At 37.6% G+C, this 18,810-nt stretch carries 13 protein-coding genes and 1 pseudogene; 9 read left to right on the plus strand and 5 right to left on the minus strand.

What is annotated here, in order from left to right; all coding sequences use genetic code 11:
- Nucleotides 1-1,829 (minus strand): SpoIIE family protein phosphatase (locus ACYQ0O_RS04370; protein WP_459891001.1); only part of this gene is annotated, 1,829 nt, incomplete at its 3' end.
- A gap of 128 nt (nucleotides 1,830-1,957) precedes the next feature.
- On the opposite strand from ACYQ0O_RS04370, the gene ACYQ0O_RS04375 reads away from it, so the two are divergent.
- Together ACYQ0O_RS04375 and ACYQ0O_RS04380 are read left to right on the plus strand one after the other, a co-directional pair.
- Nucleotides 1,958-2,296: an STAS domain-containing protein gene (locus ACYQ0O_RS04375; RefSeq protein WP_075068531.1), complete on the plus strand. Its 339-nt coding sequence runs from the start codon at nucleotides 1,958-1,960 to the stop codon at nucleotides 2,294-2,296.
- Nucleotides 2,277-2,738, plus strand: coding sequence for an ATP-binding protein (locus ACYQ0O_RS04380; protein ID WP_459891003.1), 462 nt, complete (start codon nucleotides 2,277-2,279; stop codon nucleotides 2,736-2,738). The genes ACYQ0O_RS04375 and ACYQ0O_RS04380 overlap by 20 nt, the downstream gene beginning before the upstream one ends.
- 205 nt (nucleotides 2,739-2,943) lie before the next feature.
- On the opposite strand, the gene ACYQ0O_RS04385 is transcribed toward ACYQ0O_RS04380, so the two are convergent.
- A complete protein-coding gene (locus ACYQ0O_RS04385; RefSeq protein WP_459891005.1) occupies nucleotides 2,944-4,116 on the minus strand; it encodes a thiolase family protein in 1,173 nt (390 codons plus the stop codon).
- Nucleotides 4,117-4,155: 39 nt separating this feature from the next.
- The gene (locus tag ACYQ0O_RS04390; protein WP_459891007.1) at nucleotides 4,156-6,528 is read right to left on the minus strand and encodes a 3-hydroxyacyl-CoA dehydrogenase/enoyl-CoA hydratase family protein; all 2,373 of its coding nucleotides are present in this window, start codon (nucleotides 6,526-6,528) and stop codon (nucleotides 4,156-4,158) included.
- Between the two features lie 352 nt (nucleotides 6,529-6,880).
- Here ACYQ0O_RS04390 and ACYQ0O_RS04395 point away from each other — a divergent pair, with 352 nt between their 5' ends.
- The 4 genes from ACYQ0O_RS04395 to ACYQ0O_RS04410 all read left to right on the plus strand — a co-directional run bounded on the left by ACYQ0O_RS04395 (nucleotide 6,881) and on the right by ACYQ0O_RS04410 (nucleotide 11,825).
- A complete protein-coding gene (locus tag ACYQ0O_RS04395; protein WP_459891009.1) occupies nucleotides 6,881-8,185 on the plus strand; it encodes a (Fe-S)-binding protein in 1,305 nt (434 codons plus the stop codon).
- 166 nt (nucleotides 8,186-8,351) lie between these two features.
- Nucleotides 8,352-9,890, plus strand: coding sequence for a two-component system sensor histidine kinase NtrB (locus ACYQ0O_RS04400; protein ID WP_459891011.1), 1,539 nt, complete (start codon nucleotides 8,352-8,354; stop codon nucleotides 9,888-9,890).
- Nucleotides 9,883-11,271, plus strand: coding sequence for a sigma-54-dependent transcriptional regulator (locus ACYQ0O_RS04405; protein WP_459891013.1), 1,389 nt, complete (start codon nucleotides 9,883-9,885; stop codon nucleotides 11,269-11,271). The genes ACYQ0O_RS04400 and ACYQ0O_RS04405 overlap by 8 nt, the downstream gene beginning before the upstream one ends.
- Nucleotides 11,271-11,825, plus strand: a complete 555-nt coding sequence (locus ACYQ0O_RS04410; protein WP_459891015.1) for an archaemetzincin family Zn-dependent metalloprotease — start codon at nucleotides 11,271-11,273, stop codon at nucleotides 11,823-11,825. The genes ACYQ0O_RS04405 and ACYQ0O_RS04410 overlap by 1 nt, the downstream gene beginning before the upstream one ends.
- A gap of 2 nt (nucleotides 11,826-11,827) precedes the next feature.
- On the opposite strand, the gene ACYQ0O_RS04415 is transcribed toward ACYQ0O_RS04410, so the two are convergent.
- Both ACYQ0O_RS04415 and ACYQ0O_RS04420 read right to left on the minus strand, forming a co-directional pair.
- Entirely contained in the window at nucleotides 11,828-12,739 is a 912-nt protein-coding gene (locus ACYQ0O_RS04415) for a glycine cleavage system protein H (RefSeq protein ID WP_459891017.1), read from the minus strand.
- 84 nt (nucleotides 12,740-12,823) lie between these two features.
- The gene (locus ACYQ0O_RS04420) at nucleotides 12,824-13,822 is read right to left on the minus strand and encodes a glycine cleavage system protein H (RefSeq protein ID WP_459891019.1); all 999 of its coding nucleotides are present in this window, start codon (nucleotides 13,820-13,822) and stop codon (nucleotides 12,824-12,826) included.
- Nucleotides 13,823-14,324: 502 nt separating this feature from the next.
- Between ACYQ0O_RS04420 and ACYQ0O_RS13290 the strand changes: the two genes are divergently transcribed.
- From ACYQ0O_RS13290 to ACYQ0O_RS04425, 3 genes and pseudogenes are all read left to right on the plus strand, one after another.
- Complete coding sequence (locus ACYQ0O_RS13290; RefSeq protein WP_075068541.1) at nucleotides 14,325-14,519, plus strand: FAD-dependent oxidoreductase; 195 nt, start codon at nucleotides 14,325-14,327, stop codon at nucleotides 14,517-14,519.
- 129 nt (nucleotides 14,520-14,648) lie between these two features.
- A pseudogene (locus ACYQ0O_RS13295) lies at nucleotides 14,649-14,702 on the plus strand (4Fe-4S binding protein); the annotation flags it as partial.
- 27 nt (nucleotides 14,703-14,729) lie between these two features.
- Nucleotides 14,730-18,791, plus strand: coding sequence for an NAD(P)-binding protein (locus tag ACYQ0O_RS04425; protein WP_487247193.1), 4,062 nt, complete (start codon nucleotides 14,730-14,732; stop codon nucleotides 18,789-18,791).
- The last annotated feature ends 19 nt before the right edge of the window (nucleotides 18,792-18,810 follow it).

The raw sequence follows: 18,810 nt of genomic DNA on the forward strand, positions 1-18,810 counted from the left end.
AGCCTGTCTTCTCCATATAAATTTTTTTCTCCATCCATTGCTTCTGTAACCCCGTCAGTATATAGGAACAATTGATCTCCAGGTAAAAGTCTTAAAGAAAAGGTCTCATAATCCATTCCCTCCATTGCACCTATAACAGGTCCACTGATTTCTTTTAAAAAATATGGTTTTTTATTTACAGGTATATGAATAACAGGATTATGACCTGCGTTAACATACTGGATTTGTCCAGTATCTAAATTTAATATGCCTGCAAATAGGGTAACAAACATGTTATTTGGATTATTTTGGCATAATTCATTGTTAATAGAGGTTATAACTTTTCCTATATCAGGTTGTGACATTGCACTGTTTTTTAGGAGGGTCATGGTCATGGCCATGAAGAATGCTGCTGGTACCCCCTTATCTGATACATCTCCAACTGCAAAGCAGAATCTCTTTTTGTCTATAAAAAAATAATGGAAAAGATCTCCTCCAACTTCTCGAGCAGGTTGTAAGTATGCATAAAAGTCAATATTTGAAAATGGTGGTTTTGGTTCAAATGGTGGCAGGATGCCCATTTGAATCTCCCGGGCAATCCTAAGTTCACTCTCCAGCCTTTCTTGTTGCGCGGTTAGGTTTAGCAATGTAGTTACATTTTTTTCTAATTTGTCCTGCATTTCTAAAAATGATGAAGTTAGTGCACCTACTTCATCCCTTCTGTGAACATCTTTTTTAAAGTCTTCTTCAATATTGAGACTTCCTTTTGAAAAATCGTGTTCTGCCACCATTGCAGTAAGGTGTGTAAGACGTTTTAGGGGGGCTATTGTTCTTGTTATTATTAAAAGGACTATTAATAAGCTGGCAAAAAATATAGATATTACTACCATTGCTTGTATCTTTATTAATTTAATTCCAGGCATTAATATATCTTTTTCAGGGATTACAGATCCTATATACCATTTTAATGGACGAAAATACCTGATTGAAGTGATATATCTTTCTCCGTTTACATCAAAATAAAAGTTGGCAGGTTCGTAGCTTTCCTTTTTAGAAAGATAAGTTACAATTTGGGGTTTTATTTTAAATTTAAATTTTGTACCTATTGAACTGGAATTTAATGTGGGAAAGATTGTTGCGAAATTATCGGAACTTAGTATAAATAAATATCCAGAAGTTGCTATTTTAATCTTGTCCATGCTCTGTTGAATTATATTTACCATATTGTTTTTTTCTTTTTCTATTTCATCCTGTAAACCTTGAATACCCATAAAACTTGCGACTACAAATTCTTTATGATAAGTTTTTAAATATCCTATAATCATTTTGGTTTTATATTTGAATATAATAAACTCACTTTTATGGGATTTTAATATATTACTTATCACATTTTTTAGTGACCTTCCCTTAAGATCATGTAGAGTTAATAAAAATCTAAACTTTATATTATGATTACTATTGAAGATAATTTTATCTTTTTTTAAGATTATATGAAATGTAAAATATGAATTAAAAATCTTATATCTTGAAATAAATTTATTAAGATAAGTTTTATTCAGATTGTTTTTATTATGATTAATATATATTGCTATTTCGTTATTGATAAATTTTAAAAAATTTTTGGTATTTATAATATCCTTTATTTTTGAATATAATAGATTTTTATACATGTTATCTATATTTAATTGTACTAGATATAAAACATTTTCTACTTGTTGATTGCTTAGTTTTCTTGTAGATTTATTGATTATATCAGAGGTTATGTAGATAATAGCCAATGCCATTATGAAAAATAAAGAAAGTAGAGGTAGGATGAGTTTCCATTTTAAGGAAATAATTTTTTTCTTCATTTATTTCTAACCTTGAAAATATTGAGATAGTTATTTAAAAAGGATATGATAAAATTTTGTTATAGGATATAAAAAATTATATTTAAAATCAACTTTAGATTTTTGTGTTAATTAAAGGGAGGTTTTATATGGAGCTTCAAAGGGTGGAAAAGGAGGGTTTTATTATAGTTATGGTAAATGGAAGGTTAGATGCCAATACTGCATCAAAATATGAATCAGAATGTTTATCTTATTTAGATAATGGAGATGATAAGGTGATTGTGGATTTACACGGGCTCGAGTACATTAGTTCAGCAGGGTTAAGAAGCATTTTAACTATAGGAAAAAAAATTAAATCCATTGGTGGGAAATATGTATTTTGTAACCTTCAACCAATGGTTGCAAAAGTATTTAAGATTTCAGGTTTTAACTCTATATTTCCTGTTTATGAAACCCTGGAGGATGCAATTGAAGAAGTTAAAGGGTAAAAAGAAGGTAGAAGGGTCTTTTTTATGTGAAGCAGATTATTCAAAGGTATCTCTGATAAATAAAGAAATTTTAGAAAGATTAAAAGACCATGGAGTAAATAAGAATGACTTAGACAACATAGGTCTTATTTTAGAAGAGATCACTTTAAATATATGTAAATATGCCTATCCTGGAGATAGGATTGGAACCATTGAAATTAATTTTTCTATTGTAAAAAATTATCTTATCCTGATTTTTAAGGACAAGGGTAAGCAATTTAATCCTCTTGAATACAACTTGTCTAAGCCCATAGATAAGAATTCTTCTCTTGATGAACTTCGTCCAGGGGGACTTGGAATATATCTTGTAAAAGAGATGTCCCACCGTTTATCTTATGTTTATAAGGATTCCACCAATATATTAACAGTAATATTTAAACTAAGTGGAAATTTTTTTCTATAAATTTTTAATCTGGGTTTATCAAAATAGATAAACTGGGGTTAAAAATCCCCGTGTGGGTACTTAGATTTCGTCCCTGGGCATAAAATAAAAAAGCCAGCTAGTTAACCTGGCTTTTTTAAAGGTGATTTTTTGTAGGAATTTTTTATTAGCCCGAGTTTATCAAAATGATAAACATCGGGCTAACTAAGTTAGATTAAAGGATTTTTTATACCTTTTCAAATACTCCAGCTGCACCCATGCCACCACCAATACACATGGACACGATACCATATTTGACGTCTCTTCTGTGCATCTCATGTAGCAAGGTTGCTGTTAGCTTTGCACCTGTACATCCAAGTGGGTGACCAAGTGCTATTGCACCACCATTTACATTCACAATCTCAGGATTGAGTCCCACTTCTCTAATGCAGTAGATTGCCTGTGATGCAAAGGCTTCATTTAATTCAACGAGACCAATATCATCTAATTTAAGTCCAGTTTTTTCTAAAACTCCCGGTATGGCACGAGATGGTCCAATTCCCATGAGCTCAGGTGGAACTCCTTTTACATCATAGCCAACAAACCTTGCCATGGGCTCTTTACCTATCTTTTTTAGAAAATCCTCAGACACAACCATGCAAAGTGCTGCGCCATCTGTCATCTGGGACGAATTTCCTGCAGTAACAGATCCGCCAGCCCTGAATGGAGATTTTAGTTTTGCCATTTTCTCCAGGGTAGTATCAGCCCTTGGGCCATCGTCTATGTCAACTATCTCTTCGGTTTTTATGAGCTCATCACCAACTACTTTTGTCCTGGTGACTTTAACGGGAATTATTTCCTCCTTGAATTTACCTTCTTTTATAGCCTTAACTGCCTTCATATTGCTTTCATAACCAAATTGATCCTGCTCTTCCCTGGTAATGTTGAATTTTTCAGCAACAAGTTCTGCGGTAATACCCATTGATGCATAGGATTCTGGCCAGTCCAATACAAGATCAGGATTGGCACTGAGAATGTGACCTCCCATGGGTACCTTGGTCATTGATTCAACACCACCTGCAATTATGCAGTCAGCAAATCCAGCCATGACCCTTTCTGCTGCCATGGCTATGGTCTGCAGGCCAGAAGAACAGAACCTATTTACAGTGACTCCAGGAACAGTATGTGGTAGACCTGCACCAAGAACGATCATTCTGCCCACGTTCATTCCCTGTTCTGCTTCAGGGAATGAACAACCAACAATTACATCTTCAATGAGTTCATGTTCCACACCTGTTTTTTCTAAAAGTCCCTTTAAACAAACAATACCCAGATAGTCAGGCCTTACATTAGCAAATTTGCCCCTTTTTGCCTTACATCCAGGTGTTCTAACTGCCTTTAATATATATGCTGCTCTCATAGATATCCTCCATAAATGGTTTATATAACAAAAATTAAATTAGTTTCTAAGCGGTCTATTGGTAGTTAACATGTGTTTGATCCTTTCCTGTGTTTTTTCTTGTTTGCATAGCTCAACAAAGGTCTCTCTTTCCAGTCTAAGTACATATTCTTCAGTAATCAATGTTCCAGGATCAACGTCTCCACCACAAATCACATCAGCAATCATAGAAGCCATTTTGTATTCATATTCAGTTATAAAATTTCCCATTTTCATATTCCACAGTTGGCTCTTAATTGTTGCTGCAATATCCCTACCAGGGGCCTTAAATGGCATAGGGGTCTTGGGTCTATAGGTCTTTGCTAGGGTAAGTACCATCTGTTTAGCGTTTCCAATTAGACTGTCAATATCCATTGTGATCTGATCGCCCTGTCTCATATATCCCAGTTTAAATGCCTCTGCAGCGCCCATGGATACCTTGGCCATAGCAATGTTTTGGAAGTATTTAACGATTATATTTTGTACATTTACCCCCAGTTTTTCTGCCTCTTCTACTGCCCTAACACAGAGTTCCTTTGTTCCACCTCCTGCTGGAAGCAGACCAACGCCAACTTCTACTAGTCCCATATAGGTCTCAATATGGGCACAAATGGCGTCAGAGTGGAGGCAATATTCGCATCCGCCACCTAAGGTCATCTGAAATGGTGCTGCAACAACTGGTACTGCAGCGTATTTTAAGGCCATTGTGGCAGATTGAAATTTTTTGACACCAGCTTCGATTTGGTCAAAGGCCTTTTGCTCAATGGCCACTGCCACCATAAATAGGTTTGCACCAACAGAGAATCTCTCTCCCTGATTCCCAACTACAAGGCCAACTCCCTGATTTTCAGCAATATCGACTGCCTTAAAGGTCATATCCAACATATCATCACTGATTGAGTTTTGGGGGGAGTGGAATTCAAGGCAAAATACTCCATCGCCAATATCAACAATAGATGCGTTGTCATTGGATGCCACAATCTTTTTCTCGTCGGTCTTAATAAGGGCAAGGTTGATGGTGCCTTCTCTGGTTGGAACTTCTTTGTATTTATTGTTTATAATATCGTAATAGTATTTTTTCCCATTTTCTATCTTGTAAAAACTTTTAATGGATTTTAGTTTTTCAGGTACATTGATTCCTTCTTTTTCTGCCCTTTCCACAAAGTAATCTATTCCAATTGCATCAAAGGTTTCAAATGGCCCAAGTTCCCAGTTGTATCCCCATTTCATTGCATTATCCACATTGACCACATCGTCAGCTATCTCTGGAATACGTTTAAAGGAATAGAGTAGGGTATCCCTCAAGATCCTCCATGCAAACTCAGCAGCCTTGTCTTGTCCCTGAATTAGAGCCTTTATCCTCTCTCCAGTGGTCTTGGCCATTTTTGCCAGCTTGATTGAGTCAAATTTGGGCTTGGTAACTGGCTTATACTCTCCAGCTTCGTAATCCCAGTAAAATTTTTGCTTTCCTTCCCTTTTATAGAAACCCTGCTTGGTCTTTCTCCCGAGCTGTTTATTTTCAACCATCTTTAGGATGAATTCAGGCATCTTGAATGCTTCTCTCTCGTCGTCATCAACCAAAAGCTCATAAGAGTTATTTGCAACGTGTACCATTGTATCTAAACCAACTAAATCAGTGGTACCAAAGGCTGCACTTTTGGGACGCCCTGTGGGCCTTCCAGTAATTGCGTCAACCTCTTCCACAGTAAGCCCCATATCCAACATGTGATGGATACACTTCATTATGGAGTATACACCAATTCTGTTACCAATAAAATTTGGGGTGTCTTTACAAAATACAATACCTTTGCCCAATCTCTGGTTGATGAAATCAGCCATAAAATCCACTACTTTTGGATCGCACTCATTGCACCCCACAATCTCCATGAGCCTCATATATCTCGGTGGGTTAAAAAAGTGGGTGACTAGAAATCTCTTTTTCACATCATCGGGCATCACAGTTGCCATCTCATTTACTGATAAACCACTAGTATTTGTTGAAAGGATTGCATCTTCCTTTAAGTGGGTAACTACCTTTTTGAACAAGCTTTTTTTAATGTCCATGTTTTCAACAACAACTTCAATTACCCAGTCACAGTCCTTTAACTTGTCCAGATGATCCTCAAAATTGCCTGTTTCTATTAATTTTGCGTATTCTGGCAAAAGAAAAGGAGCTGGCTTCATTTTTAGGAGATTTTTGAGGGCAGTATTGGCTATCTTGTTTCTGACTTCAGGACTTTCCAATGTTAGCCCCTTGGCCTTTTCCTCTTCAGTTAGTTCCCTTGGCACAATGTCCAGTAAAACCACTCTAACTCCTGCATTGGCAAGGTGAGCTGCAATGGTTGCACCCATTACACCTGCACCTAATACAGCTGCTCGTTTTATCCTTTTCATAACATACCTCCCATATAAATTAAAATTAAAAACTTTCCCTCAACCCGTGTAACTTTTTAGGTTACTGACCAGTAAATAACTATTGAATGAATATTCATTCACCCTACTAGCAGAAACTAAATTTTTATGTCAAGAAAGAAATAAAAAAATAAATTTACAGGAAAACAGAAGATTTTGCACTATGCTAGTATTTGATCTATCTTATTTTCTTGTTCAACACACATTATCAAACCAATATAAAAAATATGGCTCCCAATTGACAAAGTTTAACTAACCTTATATAGATGCTAATCAAAAGAATTTGTATAGAAATTTGAGTAGCCCTTTAAATGGAGTATGTAAGGAGGAAATTATGTCTCAAAATGCCTTAAAAATAGGCAGAGAAGAGAAAAAGACCACCTTTATGCAAAAGGTTATGGAGATTTTGCCTGAAGGTGGGAATTTAAACCTCTGCCTAACATGTGGAGCATGTTCCTCTGGGTGTCCAGCATCAGGAATAGACGGTATGGACCCCAGAAAATTTTTGAGGATGGCAGCCTTGGGATTGGATGAAGAGGTAACAAAATCTGGTTGGGTCTGGTGTTGCACCCAGTGTAGACGTTGTGTTCATGCCTGTCCAATGAATATAGATATACCAAGATTGGTATATTATGCTAGGCAGTCCTGGCCAAGGGAGGAGAGGCCCAAGGGCATTCGGGCATCGTGTGATGTAGCATTGAATAATCCTGGAAACAGTGCAATGGGGGCTGGTTCAGAGGACTTTAAGTTTGTTGTGGAAGATGTTCTTGAGGAAGTGAGGGAGACCCAACCCCGTTTTAAGGATATGGAAGCACCCATTGATAAAGAGGGGGCATATTATTTTCTAAATCAAAATTCCAGGGAACCAGTAACAGAGCCAGATGAGATGGTTCCTTTGTGGAAGATTTTACACATAGTTGGTGCAGATTGGACCTACAGTACCCAAGGTTGGGCAGCTGAAAACTATTGTATGTTTTTATCAGACGACGAAGCCTGGGAGAGGATCGTCAGGAACAAAGTGGAGGCTGTGGAAAAACTTGGGTGTAAGGTATGGCTAAACACCGAGTGAGGACACGAACTTTTTGCATTCCTGGAAGGAATACGCAAATTCAACATCAAAAGAAATTTTGAAGTAAAATCAATAGTTCAATTATACGCCCAGTGGATAAGGGAAGGAAAACTCCCTGTTTCTTCAGATTGGAACAAAGACCTTAAGGTAAAATTTACAGTTCAAGATCCCTGCCAGCTTGTGAGAAAATCTTTTGGTGACCCAGTTGCAGAAGATTTACGTTTTGTAGTCAAGGCCTGTGTTGGTGAAGAAAATTTTGTGGATATGTATCCCAATAAATCCAACAACTTCTGCTGCGGTGGTGGTGGTGGATTTTTGCAGGCAACTGGATTTCAGGATCAAAGACGTCAATACGGGAAGATAAAGTTCAGGCAAATAATGGAAACAGGTGCCCAGTATTGCATAACTCCTTGCCATAATTGCCATTCCCAGATTCACGATTTAAGTGAATATTATGAAGGTGGATTTCACGCAGTTCATCTTTGGACCATAATTTGTCTGTCTATGGGTTGTCTTGGTGAAAATGAGAGGGAATATTTGGGGGATGATTTAAGAGAACTTGGCCTTTAAATATAGGTGTTAAGTCAATGGAGAAAAAAGAAAGGGCTTGCTTAAAGCAAGCCCTTTCTTTTTTTAGTTAACTTCTCAATTATTATACCTTCTTGTATAACTTTGCCTTTAGTGTTATAGTGGTATAGACAGATTAGCTAACATTTTGTTTTATGGAGGTTTTGTCTTGAAAGATGGTATTATTCGCATAGCCCTTATAGGAGGCGATGATTTTGCGTCAGAGGTTTTAGAGACCACTGTTAGGTATTATTCCAAGACCAAAAAATTAAAGGCAAAAGTACATGCAGTGGCATGGCCAGATGAAAAAGCCCCAGCAATGAAACTTGCAAAGAGATTTAAAAGGAAGACATTTACAAAGATAGAAGACCTCTACAATCCCAGGGAATCCATAGATGTCATTATTGTATTGGTAGATGACCATGACCTTTTTAAGGAAATCCTTAAATCAAGACCTGTAAATATAAGAATAGTATCATATACAGTTTTCAGGCTCTTTTGGGATGCCATAAGTGCTGAGACAAGAAAAATAAAGACCCAGCTTGAGCAATTAAATGCAATTATCCACGGTATTGATGAAAACATCCTGATAATTTCTCCAGATATGGAAGTTCAAGAGATAAATGATGTGTGCTTGAAAAAAATGGGATATTCTAGAGAAGAGGTTATTGGAAAAAAGTGTTATGAAATTTTTCAAAAGAGCAATAGAGAATGTCATTTTGATCAATTTGTGTGTCCAGTAAGGACAGCCCTGGAAACCAGAAAGAGTTGTAAGAGAATAATGCCAAGAATAAACAGGGAGGGCAAAGTAGTATATCTTGAGATATCTCTATATCCCATATTTGATGAAAACAATACCTTGATCCATTTTGTGGAAATAAGTCGTGATGTTAGTGAACATATACATCAACACAGTGAGATATACAGGCAACTTGAGATGTTGTTGGAAAAAACAAAAGAGGAACTTAAAGAAAGGGAAAGGGAACTTAGACATCAAGACAAGATGGCCTCCCTGGGGAAGTTGGCTGCATCTGTTGTTCACGAGATAAACAATCCTATTTCAGGAATATTAAATTTAGTAATACTTATGAAGAGAATTATTGATGAAGGACCTGTTGAGGACAAGGAAATCAATATGTTTAGCAGAAATCTGAATTTGATGGAGTCTGAGATTAGACGAATTAGCCGTATAACATCTAATCTCCTTACCTTTTCAAAGGGAAGAAGGAGTGAATTTAGTAGAATTAATGTAAATGATGTGATTAACGATGTATTATTTTTGTGTTCAAATGTGCTTAAGATAAACAAAGTGAAAATAAAAAGGGAACTACATCCAAACCTGCCAGTGATAGTGGCAGATGGAGAACAACTAAAACAGGTATTGATAAATTTAATTTCAAATGCCATAGAGGCAATGGAAGGTCAGAAAGATAAAGAGATCTGTGTAAAGACAGAGGAAATGGGACAATTTGTAAAAATAATGTTTGGGGACAATGGACCTGGTATACCAGAAGGGGTAAGAGATAAGATATTTGAGCCTTTCTTTACCACAAAAAAGAAAGGTAAGGGAGTGGGACTTGGTCTATCTGTTGTATATGGCATTATAAAGAATCATTCTGGAACCATTGAAGTCAAAAATTTAAATGATAAAGGTACGTTATTTATCATCAAACTTCCAATTACCCAGGCAGAGGAAAAGTATGGTTAAAAAGAAAATATCTTCCAATGTTCCAAAAATTTTGATTGTAGACGACGAGATGATTTTAAGGGAATCACTTGCTGCATGGCTCATGAGGGATGGGTATGATGTTACATCAGTAGCCAGTGGAGAAGAGGCCATTGACCTGGTCACCAAAGAATCCTTTGATATAGTTTTTTTAGATATAAAATTAGAAGGAATGGACGGCATTGAAGTCTTGTCAAAGATAAAAGAAATAGACACAGAGAGCTCTGTTGTAATGATCACAGCTTATGGGTCCATTACAACAGCAGTTGAGGCAATGAAAAAAGGAGCACAGGATTATTTGTTAAAGCCCTTTGAACCAGATGAGCTTAGTATGTTGATTGAGAGGATATTACAAAATAAAGCACAAGAATTGGAAAATATCTATTTAAAAGAGACCATAAAAGAAAAGGCAAAGTTTGACAGATTGATTGGTCATTCCCCTAAAATGCAAGAAGTTTTTGAACTTATAAAAAGGATTGCGCCTATTGAATCTACGGTACTAATAACTGGAGAGACCGGCACTGGCAAGGAACTGGTCGCAAGGGCTATCCACTCCCATTCTAAGAGGTGTGATGGACCTTTTGTTGCAATTAACTGTGGGGCCATACCTGAACAACTCATGGAAAGCGAGATTTTTGGGCATGAAAAGGGGGCTTTTACAGATGCCAGGGACCAGAGAAAGGGAAAGCTTGAACTTGCAACTGGAGGAACCATATTTTTAGATGAAGTAGGAGAACTCACTTTAAAGATGCAGGTGAATTTGCTCAGGGTATTAGAAGAAAAGTTATTTTATAGGGTTGGTGGATCAAAACCTATTTCACTTGATTCAAGGGTGTTGGCTGCAACAAATAGAGATCTTAAAAAAGGGATCTCTGAAGGCTGGTTTAGAGAAGATCTCTATTATAGATTAAATGTATTTTCTATTCACCTTCCTCCTTTAAGGGAGAGAAAAGAGGATATTCCCATTTTGGCAAAACACTTTCTAATGGAATTTAGCAAAGAAACAAATAAACGTGTGGAAAAAATAAGTCGTCAGACCCTAGATTTAATGATGCTTCACAACTGGCCTGGAAATGTTAGAGAACTCAAAAATGCAATAGAGAGAGCTGTGGTTATATGCAGAGGAAAAATTATCCAACCTGAAGACCTACCCATATTCAAAAGAGTAGGTGAAGAAAGAGATCAAGATGAAAAATTGTCTTTTTCCAAAAAAACTCTTCCCCTAAAGGAATTGGAAAAAGAGTATATTTTAAATATATTAAGTAAAACAAATTGGAATATATCCCTCTCTGCCAAGCTCCTTGGTATAGATAGATCTACTTTGTATAACAAAATAAAAAAATACAATCTAAAGCGTGATTAATGGCAGATTCTTCCCCTTTTATTGGGATAAATCCTATAGAATTAAAGGAACAATGGTTCTTAGATCCCCTTGAGCACGAAATTAAAAATACCTTGGGCCTAAATGCTAAACTAATTCACCTGTTGGATAATGTGGAATTTGCATATCACGAGGGTAGGAATCAATATTATTCTACAGAAATCTTAAAAAAATTGGAAGAGTTGGTCCCAGAAAATTGTATAAGGGTCATTGCCATTACAAATAAAGATCTATTTATTCCCATATTAACCTATGTATTTGGAGAAGCCCAGCTAGATGGTAAAAGTGCAATAGTATCTCTCTACAGATTAATGCCAGAAGACCGTAGCCCAACTAATCTTATTAGATTTCAGGAAAGAATAGTAAAGGAGGTCTTGCACGAATTAGGCCATACCTTTGGACTTACCCATTGCAGGGACAAAAAGTGCATTATGCACTATTGCAGAACTATAAAAGATGTGGATAAAAAGGAAAACAGGTTTTGTTTTTTCTGTGAAACAATGATTAAGGATAAATTGAGAACTTTAAGTAAGTGATATTAATCATTGTACCTGAGAAATTTCCTTGAAAAGAAATCCCAATCTAATTGGGGTGCTTTGGTGAATATGTCTTCTATTAAATTTCCACCATCTGCAGCCAAGGCACCATAGGTCTTTTCAACCTCGCCTAAAAAAAGATCCACTTCTTGGGATAAAAAGTTTAATACCTCTTCTTCAAACATTAAATCTTTTATCTCTGTAGCAAGGCTGGTTGCCTGAACCTTAATTATCCATCCTTTTGTATATGGATTGTCTTTTTTTAACTTTCCTTCCCACACATCTGGATTTACATCTAAGACGATACCACTTACTGGAGCACATAGGTATGTCATTTTGTCTGATTTTTTTAGGAAGATATGTTTTTTCCCTTTTGTAATTTTTTTGCCTAAAACTGGTGGTTTAATTTCAGAAAATGGACCAAATAATCTTGAAACAAATTCATCCATTCCAATAATAACAGTGGAGCCATTTCCAAGTTTCATCCAGGTGTGATACTTTGAGAGATAATAGCCATGGGGGAACTTAAAGCCTTTTACTTTCATTTCACTTATTTGATCAATCTCTGCGTACACAGAATATACGTCCTCAAAGTATTGGTTAAATTCACATTTGGGACAATCATAATCATTCATACATGGCCTAAATGGAGTTTTGTTTTTAATGGAGTAGATACATGGCCTCTTGTTTGGTTCAAGGGACAAAAGGTTTTGTTTCCAATGAACAATTCGTCCTTTTCTACCTTTTGGTGGAATACCTTGTTTTTTTAAGAGTTCATTTGTATTAGCAATTTTATTTAGGGCCTTATCCAATATGCAAGTATAACAGTCAAACCCATTTTTGCACTCCACTTCTCTTATAACCCGTGCAATGGACCAAATACACAATTTTTTTGGGTTGTAATAGACAGACATCTTTCACATCTCCTGGGGAAATAATTTTATAATCTCCAGGACGACTATCTTCCTTTTGTCGCCCTGGAGATTATACAGAGTCTTCTACCTGACTTTTAAAAATGTTTTAGTTAAGTTTTCCCAACCAAGTTGTGGGAGGTTGTCATAGATATTGTTTGCAAAAAGACCTCCATCTGCTGCCAGGGGTCCTGCAACGTGTTCCACCATGTTTTCTAAAACAGAGACCTCTTGTTTTAACCAGGGCATGCTTTCCTTATCATCCATTAGTTTTTTCATGCTGACCTTTATGTCATTTGTCCTGATCAAAAACATCCATCCATCTTCGTATGGAGATCTGTTGGCAACAGTGGGATTTTCGAATAATCTGTGGTTTACCTCGCAAATAATCCCACCTGCAGGTGCTAACACTTCTGCCTCTTTGTCCTTTTTCTTAAGTCCCCAACCTGGCGCATCTGGATCCAAGACCTTACCCATTAGCGGAAGCTCGAATTTTTCCATTTCCCCTAAGAGTTTTAAGGAAAAATCATCCATACCAATCCTGATGTATCCACCGCTTTCTATCCTTGCCCACGTGTGTCCATTGTGGAAATAGTAGCCAACTGGCAGATCAAATCCCTTTATATTGTAAACTTCAGTTGCCCTGCTTGCCTCTTTTGGTGTAAGTACATCTTCTAAGTATTGGTCAAAATCACATTTGTCACAATGATAATCATATGCACATAGCCTAAATGGAATTCTTTGAGTCAAGGTATGTCTGCAAATCCTGTTGTGTGGAGGGAGTTTTCTCATTGCATCCTGCCAGCTTATTATTTTTCCTTCTTTTGCCTTTTTCATCATGGCCTTATCATAAGCACAGGTTGTACAATCATAAAAATTTGTACAGCTCTTTCTATTAACTACTCCAGCCTGCATCCATAGACATGGATTTTTAACTTTGTCTTTTTTGTCTGGTTTAACCTTCCATATTTGGCCACCTAATACCACGTCAATTCCTTCATCTGTTGTGCCTGTTAAAAAATTAACCTTTTCATAAACAGAACCATAACCTGTCCACCTGGTGTCTATGTTAGTCTTTCTACCCATGATATTCCTCCTGTTTTTTTATTTTTTAGTTGTGTTTTCTTTAATATAAGCAACTGGTGTGCCATTTAGTGAAGGTTTTAATTTTTTAATAAAAACAGTTAGTTGCTTGGACATATTCTTTATGAGTGAAAAAATGGTTTAAAATGGGTGTAGAAAAATACTACAATTTATATTGCTGAAACAGACCATTGCTTAAAAAGTTAATATATTTAAATAGGTTATTGGTATTGTGTGAGAATTCTACATATGTAGAAATTGTCCACAAATTAAAAAGAAGTTAATACAATTTGGGCAACTAATTTTTTCCCCTTAGTTTTTTCAGGGCAGTTGACAATGGGTTGTTAATTAATTAGAAGGTCAGTAACATTTTGTAAAAGATGGGTACTCGTTGTTTGAGCTGATTTTTTAATGAATTTAAGGTAGGGAAGGTTGAAATGTAGTTTTTTACTGATTTTTGGTAAAAGACTATATAAATTGATGACCAAGGTATAAGGAGAAACATATGGAAACTAAAATTAATCCATCCAACAAAAATGGATCGGTTTTGGTGGTTGGAGGGGGTATTGCGGGCATGCAGGCAGCCCTTGATTTAGCAGATTCTGGTTTTAAGGTCCATTTGGTAGAGAAGAGTACTGGTGTTGGTGGGGTTATGTCAGAGCTTGACAAGACTTTTCCCACCAATGACTGTGCAATGTGAATCATCTCTCCTAAGCTGGTCGAGTTCGGCCGCCATCCAAATATCAACATAATCACTAAAGCCAAGGTCAAAGAAATTGAGGGTTCTGTTGGGAATTTCAAAGTAAAGGTTGAAAAATCTCCCAGGTATATTGATGTTACAAAATGTACATCTTGTGGTGAATGTGCATCAGTATGTCCAGTGGAGTTGCCAGATGAATACAATCAGGGGATGAGTTTAAAGAAGGCAACATCCAAGAAGTATGCCCAGACAGTACCAAGTGCATATGCCATATTAAAGGCAGAGCAAAAACCCCCATGCAGACTCACATGTCCTGCAGGGATAAATGTTCAGGGATATGTTCAGATGGTAAAACAGGGCAAGTATAGGGAGGCCCTGGAGATTATAATGGAGCAGCTTCCACTCCCAGGGGTGCTTGGAAGGGTATGTCCTGCTGGATGTGAAAAGGCATGTAGAAGGGGAGAATTAGATGAACCTGTGGCTATTCGTGCATTAAAGAGGCTTGCAGCTGACAAGTTTGATCCAAGGGATGTGGAGATTTGGTGTGCTCCTGAAAGGGAAGAGAAGGTAGCAATAATCGGATCTGGTCCAGCAGGTCTGTCCTGTGCATATCATTTAGCCAGAAGGGGGATCAAGTCCACTATATTTGAGGCTTTGCCAAAGCCTGGTGGAATGCTTCGTGTTGGGATTCCAGAGCACAGGTTGCCCAGGGATGTACTTGATAGAGAGATTGAGGTAATTACCAATTTAGGTGTTGAAATTAAGACCAACATGAGGCTTGGCAAGGATTTTACAATAGATGATCTGTTTAACCAGGGATATAAATCAGTATTTATAGCAATAGGAGCACATAAAGGGATTGAACTTGGTATTCCTGGAGAGAAGGCAGAGGGAGTCAGGCAGGGAGTAGATTATTTAAGGGAGGTAAATTTAACAGGCAAGGTCCCCACAGGGAAGAAGGTAGCTGTAATTGGTGGTGGTAATGTTGCAATAGATGTTGCCAGGGCAGCCATAAGACTTGGCGCAGAAGAGGTTACCATAGTATATAGAAGGACAGAAAAGGAGATGCCAGCCTTACCAGAGGAGGTGCATGCTGCAAAAGAGGAGGGAGTCAAATTCCTATTTTTAGCAGCACCTCAAGAGATTTTACATGAAGATGGTAAGGTGGTTGGCTTAAGGTGTATAAAGATGGAGCTTGGAGAGCCTGATTCATCTGGTAGGAGACGCCCAATTCCAGTACCAGATAGTGAGTTTGATTTAGATGTGGATCAGGTAGTTGCTGCAATAGGGCAGAGGGTAGATACATCCTGTTTAGAGGATGTGACAGGGATTGATTTTACCAGGTGGTCAACCATAGAGACCAATTCAATATCCTATGCAACAAATAAGAAAGGTGTATTTGCAGGTGGAGATTGTCAGAGTGGTCCATGGGTAGTGATTGGAGCAGTAGCAGCAGGAAAAGAGGTGGCCATCTCCATTGAGAGGTATTTAAATGGAGAAGACCTAGAAGCAGGCAGAGAGCCTAAGAAGATAGATGAGGATTTTGAGTACAGGCCCATACCAGAAAATGAGTCAAAAAAGACAAGGGCAAAGGAAAGAGAGCTTCCAGTAGAAGAGAGAAGGGGAAATTTCAAAGAGGTTGAACTGGGTTTAACAGAAGAAGAGGGAAGAAAAGAGGCTGAGAGGTGTATTAATTGTAGTTATTGTTGTGAGTGTTTCCAGTGTGTAAAGGCCTGTGGTGCTGGAGCTGTTACCCTGGAGACACATGCTCAGACAAAGGAAGAAGAAGTCTTAGATGTTGGAGCAGTTGTATTGGCCCCTGGATTTAATCCATATGATCCAAAGGGACTTGACACCTATGGATATGGCCTATTTCCAAATGTGGTTACCTCCATGCAGTTTGAGAGGATTTTATCTGCATCTGGTCCTACTGGTGGTCATCTAGTGAGACCTTCTGATCACAAAGAGCCAAAGAAAATCGCATGGCTCCAGTGTGTGGGCTCAAGGGATATAAATAGGTGTGAGCACGGATACTGCTCATCTGTTTGTTGTATGTATGCAATAAAAGAGGCAGTAATTGCAAAAGAACACGCAGGGGCTGATCTTGATTGTTCAATTTTTTATATGGATATGAGGACTTATGGAAAAGATTTTGAAAAATACTATGAACAGGCAAAGGAAAAGCATGGTGTGAGATTTATAAGATCTAGAATCCATACCATAAACCCAGTACCTGGAAGTGACGATCTGGTTGTAAAGTATTTTGATGAATCAGGGGAGATAAAAGAAGAGCAGTTTGACATGATTGTACTATCCGTTGGCCTTGAGACTGCAAAAGATAGCATTGAACTTGCATCAGTTTTAGGTGTGGATCTAACTGAAGGTAAGTTCTGTGCAACATCTAGTTTTAAGCCTGTTTCCACCTCAAAAGATGGAATCTTTGTATGTGGAGCATTTCAAGGTCCAAAGGATATTCCCACAGCAGTTGTGGATTCATCAGCAGCAGCTGCAGCTGTTGGAGAAATTTTAAGTGACGTAAGATTTACCCAGACCACTGAAATAGAAGTCCCAGAGGAGAAGAATATAGTTGGAGAGCCTCCAAGAATAGGGGTTTTTGTGTGTAGGTGTGGTTCAAATATAGCTGGGGTAATAGATGTGCCTGCTGTTAGAGATTATGCAGCAACTTTGCCCAATGTGGTTTATGTGGAAGATAATATGTATACCTGTTCACAGGATACCCAGGACAAGATAACCGAGGTTATAAAGGAAAAGGGTCTAACCAGGGTTATTGTGGCTGCGTGTACACCTAAAACCCATGAGCCCCTTTTCCAAGAGACCTTGATGAAGGCAGGGCTTAATAAATATATGTTTGAAATGGTGAATATAAGGAACCAGGACTCCTGGGTTCACAGATATAATCCAGAGATCGCCACTGAAAAGGCCAAAGAGCTGGTGAGAATGGCAGTAAATAAGGTGGTTTACAAAGAACCTCTGAAGGAAATAGAACTGAACATAGACCAGAGGGCCTTGGTTGTTGGTGGTGGTGTTGCAGGTTTAAGTGCGGCCATTAACCTTGCAAAACAGGGATATGAGACACATATTGTTGAACGTTCAGATAAACTTGGTGGCAATGCCTTAAAATTATTTAAAACATGGACAGGAGAATTAATTCAGGAAGGGGTTTCAAACTTAATTACTGAGGCAAAGTCCTTAGATAATCTACATATTCATTTAAATAGCCAGATAGTTGCAGTTGATGGTTTTGTTGGTAATTTTAAGACCACAATAAAAAATGGATCAGGTGAACAGACCATTGATCATGGTGTAACCATAATTGCAACTGGGGCTACCGAATATCAGCCAAAAGAGTATCTCTATGGAGAAGACCATAGGATCAAGACTCATACTGAGTTAGATAAGATGTTTATGGAAGATGATCCCAAGTTAGAGGACGTGAAAACAGCAGTATTTATCCAATGTGTTGGGTCCAGGGAAAAGGATAGGCCCTATTGTTCTAGGGTATGTTGTACCCATTCAATTGAGAGTGCCCTGGAGATAAAGAGAAGAAATCCAGATGCAAAGGTATTTATCTTGTATAGGGATATCAGGACCTATGGTGAGAAGGAATATCTGTATGAAGAGGCAAGGAAGAAGGGAGTTATCTTTATAAGATACAGCCTGGATGGGAAACCTGTTGTTACCAAAGATGGGGATAAGTTAATTGTAAAAATAAAAGACCATATTACAGGTCTGCCCCTTGAGATTGATACTGATCTATTAGCCCTTGCAACAGCAATTGTTCCATACAAAGATGAAAAACTTGCACAATTCTATAAACTCCCATTAAATGAAGATGGATTTTTTGTTGAAAAGCACGCAAAACTTGGTCCATCTGAATTTGCAATGGATGGTGTATACCTTTGCGGTCTTGCCCATTATCCAAAGTCAATAGATGAATCTGTTGCCCAGGGACTTGCTGCTGCATCAAGGGCAATTACGCTTTTGGCCAAACAGAAAATCTATTCAAGTGGTGAAGTTTCTGTTGTTGATCAAAGAAAATGTGTTGGATGTGGTGTATGCGTGACAGTTTGTCCATACTCTGCCCCAAGAATAGTGGAAGAAGAAGGACCAAATCAGGGTAAGGCAGAGATCAATCCAGCCCTGTGTAAGGGTTGTGGTCTCTGTATGGCATCTTGTAGATCTGGGGCAATTTCCTTGAAAGGAATGGACAACCAGCATGTATTTGCAATGATAGAGGCTTTGGCAGTTTAACACAAAATGATATCAGGAC

The organism is Desulfothermus okinawensis JCM 13304, assembly GCF_054654515.1.

Coding starts and splice junctions, on each gene's coding strand:
- ACYQ0O_RS04385 (WP_459891005.1), bottom strand. CDS start 4,116: ATGAGAGCAGCATATATATTAAAGGCAGTTAGAACACCTGGATGTAAG.
- ACYQ0O_RS04390 (WP_459891007.1), bottom strand. CDS start 6,528: ATGAAAAGGATAAAACGAGCAGCTGTATTAGGTGCAGGTGTAATGGGT.
- ACYQ0O_RS04410 (WP_459891015.1), top strand. CDS start 11,271: ATGGCAGATTCTTCCCCTTTTATTGGGATAAATCCTATAGAATTAAAG.
- ACYQ0O_RS04405 (WP_459891013.1), top strand. CDS start 9,883: ATGGTTAAAAAGAAAATATCTTCCAATGTTCCAAAAATTTTGATTGTA.
- ACYQ0O_RS13290 (WP_075068541.1), top strand. CDS start 14,325: ATGGAAACTAAAATTAATCCATCCAACAAAAATGGATCGGTTTTGGTG.
- ACYQ0O_RS04375 (WP_075068531.1), top strand. CDS start 1,958: ATGGAGCTTCAAAGGGTGGAAAAGGAGGGTTTTATTATAGTTATGGTA.
- ACYQ0O_RS04420 (WP_459891019.1), bottom strand. CDS start 13,822: ATGGGTAGAAAGACTAACATAGACACCAGGTGGACAGGTTATGGTTCT.
- ACYQ0O_RS04425 (WP_487247193.1), top strand. CDS start 14,730: ATGAGTTTAAAGAAGGCAACATCCAAGAAGTATGCCCAGACAGTACCA.
- ACYQ0O_RS04415 (WP_459891017.1), bottom strand. CDS start 12,739: ATGTCTGTCTATTACAACCCAAAAAAATTGTGTATTTGGTCCATTGCA.